Annotated in this window: 9 protein-coding genes; 6 read left to right on the top strand and 3 right to left on the bottom strand. The window is 36.9% G+C overall.

Features of this window, described 5'->3' with window-relative positions; genetic code table 11:
* The first annotated feature begins 240 nt into the window (after positions 1-240).
* The 4 genes from AC3WSO_RS09380 to AC3WSO_RS09365 all read left to right on the top strand — a co-directional run bounded on the left by AC3WSO_RS09380 (position 241) and on the right by AC3WSO_RS09365 (position 4,025).
* The gene (locus tag AC3WSO_RS09380; RefSeq protein WP_492530357.1) at positions 241-969 is read left to right on the top strand and encodes a FadR/GntR family transcriptional regulator; all 729 of its coding nucleotides are present in this window, start codon (positions 241-243) and stop codon (positions 967-969) included.
* Positions 970-1,150: 181 nt separating this feature from the next.
* On the top strand, positions 1,151-1,867 hold the full coding sequence (locus tag AC3WSO_RS09375; protein ID WP_492530356.1) for a (Fe-S)-binding protein: 717 nt from the start codon (positions 1,151-1,153) through the stop codon (positions 1,865-1,867).
* Positions 1,868-1,881: 14 nt separating this feature from the next.
* Positions 1,882-3,309, top strand: a complete 1,428-nt coding sequence (locus AC3WSO_RS09370) for a LutB/LldF family L-lactate oxidation iron-sulfur protein (protein ID WP_492530355.1) — start codon at positions 1,882-1,884, stop codon at positions 3,307-3,309.
* Positions 3,309-4,025 (top strand): LutC/YkgG family protein, encoded by a 717-nt coding sequence (locus AC3WSO_RS09365; RefSeq protein WP_492534291.1) that lies wholly within the window; start codon positions 3,309-3,311, stop codon positions 4,023-4,025. Before AC3WSO_RS09370 ends, AC3WSO_RS09365 begins: the two co-directional genes overlap by 1 nt.
* Positions 4,026-4,111: 86 nt before the next feature.
* On the opposite strand, the gene AC3WSO_RS09360 is transcribed toward AC3WSO_RS09365, so the two are convergent.
* Complete coding sequence (locus AC3WSO_RS09360) at positions 4,112-5,398, bottom strand: MFS transporter (protein ID WP_492530354.1); 1,287 nt, start codon at positions 5,396-5,398, stop codon at positions 4,112-4,114.
* Between the two features lie 138 nt (positions 5,399-5,536).
* Here AC3WSO_RS09360 and AC3WSO_RS09355 point away from each other — a divergent pair, with 138 nt between their 5' ends.
* On the top strand, positions 5,537-6,787 hold the full coding sequence (locus tag AC3WSO_RS09355) for a helix-turn-helix domain-containing protein (protein WP_492530353.1): 1,251 nt from the start codon (positions 5,537-5,539) through the stop codon (positions 6,785-6,787).
* Between the two features lie 50 nt (positions 6,788-6,837).
* Here AC3WSO_RS09355 and AC3WSO_RS09350 read toward each other — a convergent pair whose 3' ends face one another.
* The gene (locus AC3WSO_RS09350; RefSeq protein WP_492530352.1) at positions 6,838-8,742 is read right to left on the bottom strand and encodes an endonuclease MutS2; all 1,905 of its coding nucleotides are present in this window, start codon (positions 8,740-8,742) and stop codon (positions 6,838-6,840) included.
* A gap of 945 nt (positions 8,743-9,687) precedes the next feature.
* Here AC3WSO_RS09350 and AC3WSO_RS09345 point away from each other — a divergent pair.
* Entirely contained in the window at positions 9,688-10,590 is a 903-nt protein-coding gene (locus AC3WSO_RS09345; RefSeq protein WP_492530351.1) for a LysR family transcriptional regulator, read from the top strand.
* 328 nt (positions 10,591-10,918) lie between these two features.
* Here AC3WSO_RS09345 and AC3WSO_RS09340 read toward each other — a convergent pair whose 3' ends face one another.
* Positions 10,919-12,139 carry an amidohydrolase gene (locus tag AC3WSO_RS09340; RefSeq protein WP_492530350.1) on the bottom strand — a complete coding sequence of 407 codons (1,221 nt, stop codon included), beginning with the start codon at positions 12,137-12,139 and terminating at the stop codon, positions 10,919-10,921.
* Between the last annotated feature and the right edge of the window lie 11 nt (positions 12,140-12,150).

Genomic DNA, 12,150 nt, shown 5'->3' with positions numbered 1-12,150 from the left:
ATATACTTTTGCATTATGCGCTCCCCTTATATTATCTGTCAACAAAATTCCCCATTATTCTGCATTCCAAGTTATAACATTCTACGCCTATTCAAAAGGCACTAGCACTGTGCTTTCATAGGTGCACAGCTTTATTGTAGACTGTACAATGTCTTTACTGTTAAATAGTGAGAAAATTTATTTTCTTCATGTATAATAAAAACAATAGAGCCATTGATAGAAATAAATGAGGTGTAGTCCTTGGAATTAAGAAAAATTAAACCGAAAAAAATATATGAGGAAGTAACCGAAATTCTCTATGAAAAAATTAGAGCTGGCGAACTAAAGCCTGGTGACCGACTTGATTCAGTAGAACAACTTGCTGAACAATTACAAGTAAGTAGATCTGCCATCCGAGAAGCTCTTTCCGCTTTAAAAGCGATGGGGCTTATTGAAATTAAACAAGGCTCAGGTACTTTTGTTAAAAGTAATCAATCCAATCAGCTCGATTTCCCATTATCAACTGCCATTTTAACAAATAAGCAAGATATCTCACATTTGTTAGAAGTACGCAAAATTATTGAAGTAGGCACAGCGGCTAGCGCAGCCATTCATCGAACAGACGAAGACCTACAGTCAATGATGCAAATTTTAGATGAAATGAAACATGCCCAAGGTAATGGTGAGCTAGGTGAAAAAGCAGATTTTCAATTTCACGCGGCCATTTCTGCAGCATCCCAAAATCCCCTACTTGCAACTTTATTAGACCAAGTTTCAGGTTTAATGATTGAAACGATGAAAGAGACACGACGAATTTGGTTGTACTCAAAAAAAATAACAAGTGAAAATTTATATGATGAACATATGCAAATTTTCCTCGCAATAAAACAGCAAAATGAAGAACTTGCAAAACATGCTATGGCTTCACATTTAAGTAATGTGGAAGAAGTTCTATTGCAATATTTCGAAACAACAGAAACTCAAAAATAACCGAAGCTGCCTAGTTTTTATAATAGGCAGCTCCTTATTTTTCCGAAAATTTAAAATAAACACCTTTCATTCGTCTGAAAAGTTGTAGTATTATAAATACAATATATTTACCCAACAAGTCATCAGATGACCTGTTGATTAGTTGGTCAAAGGGTAATAGAAACATAAAGGAGCGGTTATTATGAAAGTTACACTTTTTGCGACTTGTTTAGTTGATATGTTTCAAGGTGATGTAGGAAAAGCTGTTGTAGAAGTTCTTGAAAGGCTTGGCTGTGATTTAGACTTCCCTGAAAATCAAATTTGCTGTGGACAGCCTGCCTATAATAGTGGCTATGTAAAAGAATCTAAAAATGCTATGAGAAAAATGATCACAGCATTTGAACATGCCGAATACATCGTCTCCCCTTCTGGTTCTTGTGCTTATATGTTTAAGGAATACCCAGAAGTATTTAAGGGAGATCCTGTTTGGGAGCCTAAAGCACAAGCATTAGCAAATAAAACATATGAATTTACAGAGTTTATAGTAGATGTACTAAAGGTCGAGGATGTAGGCGCACATTTAGAGGGCACGGCTACTTATCATACTTCCTGTCATATGACACGTTTGCTCGGTGTTACAGAAGCACCGTTTAAATTATTAAATCAAGTGAAAGGTTTACAGTATGTCGAACTTCCAGGTAAAGATCGATGCTGTGGATTTGGCGGTACATTTTCAGTAAAAATGGGCAATATTTCAGGAGCAATGGTCAATGAGAAAGTACAGAATGTTGAAGAAACAGAGGCAAACATTTTAATCGGAGCTGATGCTGGTTGTTTAATCAATATCGGTGGACGAATCAATCGACAAAGTAAGCCTATTAAAGTTATGCATATTGCGGAAGTATTAAATTGCCGCTAGGAGGGAGTAAAAAAATGTCCATGAAAACAAGTTATGACCGCTTTAATCATCGAGTATCGAAAGAATTAGAAAATACTTTTATGCGCGGAGCTGTGTCAAGCGCACAGGAACGCTTTCAAACACGTCGGCTAAAACAAGCTGATGAGCTCGGACATTGGGAGGAATGGCGTTCTCACGGAGAAGAAATCCGAAAGCATGTACTTGCGAATTTAGATTACTACTTGTATCAGCTAAGTGAAAATGTCTCTAAAAGAGGTGGACATGTTTACTTTGCGCAAACAGCAAAAGAAGCGACGGACTATATTCAAAGTATCGCTAAAAAGAACAAGGCTGCTAAGATTGTGAAATCAAAATCTATGGTGACGGAGGAAATTGATTTAAACGCGGCTTTAGAAGAGCTCGGTTGTGAAGTCATTGAAACAGATCTTGGAGAATACATTTTGCAAGTAGATGATCACGAGCCCCCCTCTCACATCGTTGCCCCAGCTTTGCATAAAAATAAGGAACAGATTCGTGATATTTTCAAAGAAAAACAAGGCTATGCGAAAAGTGAAAAGCCTGAGGAAATAGCTTTATATGTACGTGAAAAATTAAGGAATGAATATTTAACAGCAGATATAGGCATTACAGGCTGTAACTTTGCTATTGCAGAGAGTGGATCGATTACACTCGTGACGAATGAAGGGAACGCAGATTTAGTAACAGCATTGCCCAAAACACAAATTACAGTAATGGGGATGGAGAGGATTGTCCCTACATTTAAAGAGATGGAAGTGCTAGTAAGCTTATTAACAAGAAGTGCAGTTGGACAAAAGTTAACAAGCTATATTACAACATTAACAGGAATCAAAGACGAAGGTGATACAGATGGACCAGAGGAATTCCATTTAGTCATCGTTGATAATGGGCGTTCTAATATTTTAGGCAGTGAGTTCCAGCCTATTTTACAATGTATTCGCTGTGCAGCCTGTGTGAATGCTTGTCCTGTTTATCGTCATGTGGGTGGGCATTCTTATGGTTCTATCTATTCTGGGCCAGTAGGTGTTGTTCTTTCGCCATTATTAGGTGGCTATGAAGATTTCAAAGAGTTACCATATGCATCCACATTATGTGGTGCCTGCACTGATGCTTGTCCTGTTAAAATACCGTTACATCAGCTTATTCATAGACATCGTCAAGTAATTGTTGAAAACGAAGGTAAAGCTCCTGTATCAGAAAAGCTATTAATGAAGGCATTTGGTTTAGGTGCTTCCTCCCCTACTTTATATAAAATGGCGACAAAAATGGCTTCACCAGCAATGGCCCCTTTTACTAAAAATCAAAAAATCTCAAATGGTCCAGGTCCACTAAAAGCATGGACGGAAGCAAGAGATTTTCCAGCACCAAACAAAGATAATTTCCGTGACTGGTTTAAACACCGCCAAAAAGGAGGCGATGAATGATGGCAGGTACTATTGAAAATAGAGATGTATTTTTATCAAAAATTGCAAAACAGCTTGGGCGTGCGCCAAAAACAGAAATGAAGCAACCGACATGGCAATATCAACCTCAAGATCGTGTCCTAAAAGAAGCGACAAAAGATGAGTTAGTAGAGGTTTTAGTTGAACAATGCAAAAATATTCATACGGATATTTTCCTTACAAATACAGCAAACCTTCCAGTAGACTTACAAAAAGTAATTGAAAATTATGGAGGTCAATCTGTTATAACATGGAAAGACGAACGTTTTAAGGGCTTTGGCCTATCATCACTAATGACCGAGCAATGGCCTCAAGCAAATATTCAGCTGTACGAATGGGATTCGGAGCAGCCAAAGGAAAATATTCGACAGGCTGAAAAAGCTAATATCGGCATTACGATTAGTGAAATAACATTAGCAGAATCAGGGACTGCTGTACTTTTTAGTAGTAAGGATAAAGGTAGATCTGTCAGCTTTTTACCCGAGAACTCTATTATTTTAATTCCGAAAAGTACGATTGTTCCACGGATGACGCAAGCAGCCCGCTTAATTAGTGAAAAAGTCAGAACTGGCGAGCAAATTGCCTCCTGTATCAACTTTATAACAGGACCAAGTAATTCAGCAGATATCGAAATGATTCTTATTGTTGGTGTACATGGACCCATGAAAGCTACTTATATTGTGATTGAGGATCAGTAAATCTTGTTGAATGAAGAAAACCGGGCATACTTCACATTGTGAAGAGATGCCTGGTTTTCTTCTAATGATATATGCAAAGCGATACATTAATTTGTTACGCTCTTAGTTACTACCTTTTGTTCATAAAACTCTGGATGTGCTTCTTTTAAGACAGATGTTCGTAGCATAACTAGTGCTATCGTTACGATAATTGCACTTGTGACAAGTAAAATAACCGTTGCCGGGAAAGTATCGTACAAGATACCGTAAACAACCATACCGATCGGCATCATTGACATTGCCATTGTTTCCATTAAACCTAATACACGTCCGCGGTATTCTTCCGAAATTAGCTTTTGCATATAAACCATAATCGGCATGTTAATTCCCATCTCAAAAATAGCGAAAATAAAGTAGATTACAATATAAAAGATAACCATCGTTAAATATGATAAATTCGTTACTAATGGAACAACCGCAAGCCCTAAACTGCTAGCCAACAGCAATAAGCTGATTTTAGCAAAACGTAGTGGCGCCTTCACCTCTGCCCGTGTTGCAAAATAGATGGAAGCAACAAGCATACCAACTGCACCCGAGGCCTCTACAAAACCAAAATGAGTTGATTTTACTTTTAATAACTCAATAATAATGTAAGTCGCCCCTACAACGATGGCAGAGAAAAACAAATTAATCCATAACGAAATCCACATGATTGTTTTAACTACTTTTTGTTGCTTAATATAACGAAAGCCGCTAGCAAGCCCATCCCACATCTTTTCCTTTTCTACAATCTGTTCCCTTGTACTATAAAGTGTAAAATTCATTGTGGCTTCTAAGCAAAACGTAATCACATAGGCCACCATATGTACAAGTAAAAATGCTTCCATGGAGAAAAATCCATACATCATTCCACCGATTACTGGTCCTCCAATTGCTGCGATTGACACTGACATTTGATTAAATGACATTGCTTTTTGTAGACGTTCTGGATCTACTAGTGTTGCGATTGAAGAAGTAAATGTTACACCTGAAAAGGCAGAGCAAATTGTATTAAAAACTGTTGCAATATAAATAGCATACACCGACAAACCGACCATTTCTGTATAGAGTAGTAGCCCTGTAACGGTCAATATCGTACCTGCTTGTGCTATTAAAATAGTGCGTTTCTTTGAATAATTATCAGCTACATAACCTGCCAAAGGCGCGACCAATGCACGAGGTAAAATGGAACAGATCATCGTTGTCGCAAAACTCATCGCTGACCCTGTCAGTGCCAAAATATATAAACCTATCCCAAATGATAAAACATGAGACCCTAACTGCGAGATCATTTTGCTGGCTGTAAATGTCCATAAATGATACGTTGCCTTTTTATACTTTTGCGCTTCATTCATCTAAAATCCCTCCATATTTTTAGTTAGGTTAAAAAGTTTAATTTTATTAAACAAAATATAACACACCTTCCACTTTTCATACAACAAAAAGTTTAATATAATTAAACAAAGGATATGATTTAAAAAGGAGGCGAGGCAGTGGACTCTTTAGGCACACGAATTCGCAAATTAAGGAAAGAACGAAAATTAACATTAGAGGCACTTGCCGGTGAGCGTCTAACAAAAGGTATGTTAAGCCAAATTGAAAATGATAAGGCCAAGCCTTCGATGGAAAGTCTTGAATATATTGCGGAGCGTTTAAAGGTAAAAGCAAGTGAATTACTTGAAGAAATAGCACCTTCTACGATACGTCATCTTTTAGAGCAGGTGGAGACTATATATGCAGAAATAAAACTAGGTAATACAGAAAATCAGCAGCAAATCATAGAGATGATTAACCCTTATGTAGAAGATCTTCCGCTTAGCTATGAAGCTGGTCGTTTACTGTATATTTACGCAACAGCACAATATCAAATGGGATTAACAACATGGGAGTCACCACTCCAACAAGCGCGCTTCATGTTTAAAGAAATTAATTTACTGAGCCATTGGTTTGAAACCTATATATTACAGTCAGCCATATTCACAGAAGGTCGAAACTATAAAATGGCGTATTCCTGTATCTTACAAGCTAAAGAAAAAGCTGAGCAAGAAAATTATCAATTAGATTCACGGGATGCCGGAAAAATGGCTTATTATATTAGTGTTTTTCAATTAGCAATCGGAGAACATGAAGCCGGTAAACAACTCGTTAAAGAGACAATTGCCAATGCACATAAAAATCAATTTTACTCTTATATAGATGATATGTATCGTATTGCAGCGTTTTGTGCTATGGTTGACAACGATTTTGAGCAAGCAGAACATTTGATAAAAAAACTTGAGCAGTATCGAGTTTTTGCGGAACAAGTGGATGTAGATGCCTTTATTTTCACATTACGAGCGCATTATTATAACAATTTCACTCATGATTATGAAAAGGCACTAGCGGAAATAGAGCGGTTTCGTCCACTTATGGATATGGGATCGATTAAATTTGATAAAAATCTTTACTATTCGGAAAAAGGAAAATCCTTATATTTGCTAGCCCGATATGAAGAGGCTAAAGAAGCATTTGAACATTTAACAAACATTCCTCCATTCATCTTACATCCATTTGACATATTAGGCTTAAATGAGTGCTTTTCCTATAAAGCACTTTGCTATGCACATTTCGGTGAATTAACAACTGCCTACGAAATTGCCAAAATGGCCTATTTGGATTCAAAAGATTTAATTGATTTGCCCTATAAAGAAAAAATTGAAGAAACTTATTATTCAATTAAAGCACAAATTAATTCGGTTCAATAATATAAAAGGGATTGCACATTTTTAAATTTATGTGCAATCCCTTCAGATTATTAGCTCGATTTATCTCTCTTTATTTCCTTCTGAATCTTGCGAAGGGCTTTTTTCGAACCGCGCTCTATATCATGCTGAAGCTTTCGATCTTTATAGTTCACAAACAATGTCTCTACATCATATCCTTCTGGGTATAATTCTGTTGCTGGTAGCTCTAGTGCCAAGCGTTTAACATTTACCTTTATGAATTCTTCCTCATAGTACACGACAACATTATAGAAATTATCCATTTCTTCATAAACGATTCCAACGTCATCATGATCTAACAGCTTCACACGATCTCCCTTTTTAAAGTCATACTTTGCTTTTGTTCTCTCTTGCTCAATCTTAGGCTTCCTGATTTTACTGTCATTTACTTGTTCTAGATGATAATCCTTATTATCAATATAACCCTTCGCTCTTTGTAATACTGTTTCACGTATATTCATTTTCTTAGAAATCCATAGCGCATTACTTTCTCCAGATGTTCCGATGACTAATTTATATAACGGTTCTAAAGTTTCACTATTAAAACGCATAGCCGCATTCATAAAATCACTATGCATTTCAGAAAAACGCTTAATTTCTCCATAATGCGTTGTCGCCACTGTGATACAGCCCATATGGTAGAACTCCTCCAAGATGGAAATGGCCAGCGCTGCTCCTTCATTTGGTTCCGTACCGCTACCTATCTCATCAAATAGCAAAAGCGTATTATTATTGGATGCCCTCATAATATCCGAGAGATTTTTCATATGGGATGAAAACGTACTAAGTGCATTTTCAATACTTTGATTATCACCAATGTCTACAAAAACATGATCGAATATCGCTATTTCAGTACCTTTATCCGCACCAATATGGAAGCCCGACATTGTAGCCAATGTTAACAAGCCAATGGTTTTTAGGACAACGGTTTTACCACCAGCATTCGGTCCTGTAATGATTAAGCTGCGATAGTCTTTACCAATTTCAAAATGAAGTGGCACCGCTTTACCTGTTAACAGTGGATGCTTACAATTAACGAGCTTAATATAGCCATAATCATTTAAGCTTGGTTCTAAGCCCCCAATATTCTTGCTAAACTTGGCTTTGGCAAACACCATATCATATTGGCTAATTAACTCCATGTTGATGTTGATTTCACGGATATTTTCCATCAGGAGCCCTGATAATGTCGCCAAAATTTGATATTCCTCCACCGCTTCCTCTGCCTTCAAAGTGGCCAATTCCACATTTAATTTAGCAACAGCACTTGGCTCCATAAAGACCGTAGCACCTTTTGATGAAATCTCTACTACCGTCCCTTGCACATGGTTTTTATAAGAAGCTTTAATAGGTATCGTGTATCGATCATCCTTCTTACTTATAAAAAATTCCTGGATATATGTTTTATTTGCACTGCTATTCAAAAATTTAGTCAAACGGTCTTTAATTTTTTCCTCTGTTGATTCGATATGATTACGGATACGCTTTAATTCTCTACTAGCAGCCGAATCGACACGATTTGCTTTAATCGCAAAATTAATCTCCTCTTCCACACTTTTAAATTCAGACATCGAATTAGCATAGGATGCAAGTACGGGTGCAAAAAACTCCTTTTCCAGCATAAATTTTTTAATTTTTCTACAGCCTCTTAAAAAGTCTGAGATGCTAACTAATTCACTTGGGTCTAAAATGACCCCCTTTTCAAGTTTTTGAATGGTATTGTCAATATTGGATACCCCTAAGAACGGGACATGACCTTCCGCATCTAAAATTACTCGTGCCTCAGTCGTTTCATTCAAACGATTTTTAACAACTGTCAAATTTGGGCTTGGCGTTAATCTATCTAATAACTGTTTACCTAATCCACTGACACAATATGATTTAACGATATTCTTCAATTCATTGTATTGTAACTTCTCAAAAGTAGTATGATTCATTGTTAATATCCCCTCACTATGATTTTCTAGAATCATTCATGAAGACACCTACTCATTAGATAGCAATGATTTTTATCAATTATGCCTCGGCATAATTGCGTCCAGAATCGGCTTTGTGCTTAGGCCTGCCGAGGGCCGACACGATGTCGATCATTTCGGTAATGCCACAGGATGTGGCGTTTTTACCGATGCAGGTCAGTTACCCGTTATCGCATGGATACGATGATTTTAGGCTAACATCCCCTAGGAACTTCTCTCCGATTCTGTGACATCCGCCTGATGCTTCAACTTCTTTCAGCGGATGTTTGGACAGTCGCTGAAAGAAGTTGAAAAAGACAAAAAAAGCTGCGGGAGAAACCCACAGCTTTACCATTACAAGGCATGTGTAAAAAGCATCATGAAAAAGACTTCATCTACATGAAGTTTAGTCAGACCATTACAAGCTTTATAAAGTATTGTAGGTATCTTCATAGGTATCGAAATAAATCCACGACTAAATAAAGGGTGACATACTGACATAAATCCCCTGGCGTCATTAAATTTATTTCATTAAGTTGTTCCTATTTAGAACCTACCGCACTCATCAAAAGCACCTCTCATTAATTATCATTGTTATCTAATTTGTCATCATCTTACTATATGCTGGTAAAAAAGTAAAGGTACTTATGTTTGATACGATTTTAAACTATAGGAGAACAAAAAATTAAAAGTAATTGGATATATTGCAAACAATCCTTTCCCCCTTTACAAAATATTAATTCTATAAGTATTACGATAATCGCCCAACAATGAGACCGTTACTTAAATGCTTCACGGTTTAAGCTGCTGTTGTGGAAAATTCCTTTTTATCTAAAATTATGATATTTTAGAATATAGTATATAAAAAATAGTAAAAAAATTAATATTACTTAAGTTTTTCATATGAGAAGGTGGTTTTTTTCATATATGGATATTAGACAGCTGCGATATTTCATAGCAATTGTAGAGGAAAGAAAAATTTCTGCTGCCGCTGAAAGGCTTCATATCTCCCAGCCTCCGCTAAGCCAGCAACTGAAAACAATGGAAAATGAATTAGGAACGAAATTAATAGAGATAACTGGTAAATTTTTAGAAGTTACGGAAGCAGGAAGGGCCTTATATAAGTACGCGCTACAAATGAATCAATTAATGGAAGAAGCTAAAATAGAAGTAAAGGAAGTCGGAAACGGGGAAAGTGGAAAATTGACGATCGGTATCAATACTTTTTCGTTAACCGGATTACAAGAGTTACTTCACCAATTTCACAAAAAATATCCTAAGGTTACATATACAATTCAACAAAATGAGTCATCTCATCTTTGTCAATTAGTGAGAGACAGGGTTGTAGAGCTGGCGATTATTCGATTACCGCTCGAGTTAGATGATTTTTCTGCTACCCATCTTTATACAGAACCTTTTTACTTTATTACTTCAAATAAAAATCAGCCTTTTAATCATCAGATTATGCTTGCTGACATTCAAAACTACCCGTTGATATTACCGAGTACAGAAGGATTAGGAGTGCATTATATGATTCTGGAAGCATTTTCGAAAGCTCAACTACATCCGAACATTATTGCCGAGTGCTCTGATATCTCCCTATTATTAGATTTAGTTGCTTGTAACTTTGGGGAAGCTATTGTTCCGGAAACCGTCATTAAACAATACAAAAACTACAATATCCAAGCTTTCAAAATTACAGATACAGAGCTTTCTGCATCCACGGGCTTAATATGGCTGAAGGATCATCATCTATCAAAAACCGCTCAAAACTTTACAAAACTGTTAACGAAGTTCCACCAGCAAAACACGGATTTACAGAGTCAATGATATTCCAACATTCAAAATCCCAATCTCTCATTTTCATAATTGAGGAATTGGGATTTATTTATTCAACTAAATGGCCCTTTCATGTGAAAAAACACAGATCCATCCTCTAAAAATGCGTCCGATTGTAGTAAAACTAAAGGATGGTCTCAGTCTTTAAAACTGAATCACATTTTTCCGCCAAAACCGCAATAAAAACAATCGCACTATTTATCATTATATAATAGCCCATTTGCTTGCCATAAAACATTGCAAATTCACCTAAAAGGGGGACCACTAACAAACTACACATTTAGTAGGACCTCCGGAAGAAGTCTCAAGGATTTTCTTTCTATATTTCTCCTGCAACTACACTACCTTTAAACATCGTAGCAATTCTATTGGATCTTCTAGCAATAGCCTCTGCAGAACAAGAAGCTTCAACAAAGACAATGTTTGCTTCGTCTCCGACTCTTGGCCAAATCTGATTGCCTTCATCGTTCAAAGTAGTTTTCCCGTCAGTTATAAATCCAAGTGTCTGTGACAATGAACGTTCATCAGCCCACCCTGAAATTTCTGCCAAACGACTAACTCGTTCCAAAATGTCTCCGTTTCCAAATGGGGACCAGACATCGAAAATATTATCGCATCCAACAGAAACATGGACTCCTTTCTTGTGCAATAAGCCTACATGCGGGAATTTCCTTCCAATTGGTACACTAGTAATGATAGAAATACCTGCATCAGCCAAAATTTCTGCCATTTCTTCTGCATGTGCCTTTGAGATTTCCCCAAGTCCAAATGCATGACTGATTGCTACTTTACCATGCAAACCCGCTTCTTTCGTTAATGCTGCCAATCTTTTCATAGTATAGACACCGAGGTGATCCGGATCATGTAAATGTAGGTCGATTCCCGCACCCCCTTCAATAGCAAGGTCAACCATATCTTGTAATGATTTTTCGATATTACCGTCAACTGTAGCTGGATCGACTCCTCCTACCAACGTTGCTCCCTGACGTAGACTTTCCCTTACTAAATCATGTGCCTTTGTACGTAACAAACCGTGTTGTGGAAAGGCAACGATTTCATATGATAATTTACCTTCAAATGTTTGTAATGCTTTTTGTACCTCTTCTAAATTTTTTAATCCAACCTCTGGATATATGTCCACATGGGTGCGAACGTGTGTTACTCCTGCGTTCAAGTATATATCCAGTAATTTTTCTGCCCGTTCTTGCGTAGTTGTTTTTAGAGAAGAGAGTATTTTTTTCTCGATTTCAAGTCGTTCATAAATATGATTAACTGGTGTTACTGCACGCCATTCATCACCAAGCAATGTTTTATCTAAATGACAATGTTTTTCGGTAAAGGATGGTAGAAGTAACAACTGTTTTACATCCTTTTGTGGGAAATCGTCTAAAATTGTCTCACTAGCAGAGATAATTTTTGCGATTTTCCCATCCTGAATTAACAAGTGGCGGCAATCTGTCTTTGTGCCGGTTACCATATCGCTTTCTATTTCATATTTACTCTCTACTAGGGCATTTGTTAGCCAAAATGTTTTATCCATATTATCTACCC

It is taken from the genome of Lysinibacillus sp. EB106-09-02-XG168 (assembly GCF_058791475.1).
Note: the sequence above shows the minus strand (reverse complement) of the source record. Positions and strands in the feature narration are given on the sequence as shown.

Excerpts from the sequence above, each read along its gene's own strand:
- AC3WSO_RS09365 (WP_492534291.1), top strand. The coding sequence starts at position 3,309 with ATGGCAGGTACTATTGAAAATAGAGATGTATTTTTATCAAAAATTGCA.
- AC3WSO_RS09370 (WP_492530355.1), top strand. The coding sequence starts at position 1,882 with ATGTCCATGAAAACAAGTTATGACCGCTTTAATCATCGAGTATCGAAA.
- AC3WSO_RS09375 (WP_492530356.1), top strand. The coding sequence starts at position 1,151 with ATGAAAGTTACACTTTTTGCGACTTGTTTAGTTGATATGTTTCAAGGT.
- AC3WSO_RS09360 (WP_492530354.1), bottom strand. The coding sequence starts at position 5,398 with ATGAATGAAGCGCAAAAGTATAAAAAGGCAACGTATCATTTATGGACA.
- AC3WSO_RS09350 (WP_492530352.1), bottom strand. The coding sequence starts at position 8,742 with ATGAATCATACTACTTTTGAGAAGTTACAATACAATGAATTGAAGAAT.
- AC3WSO_RS09345 (WP_492530351.1), top strand. The coding sequence starts at position 9,688 with ATGGATATTAGACAGCTGCGATATTTCATAGCAATTGTAGAGGAAAGA.
- AC3WSO_RS09340 (WP_492530350.1), bottom strand. The coding sequence starts at position 12,139 with ATGGATAAAACATTTTGGCTAACAAATGCCCTAGTAGAGAGTAAATAT.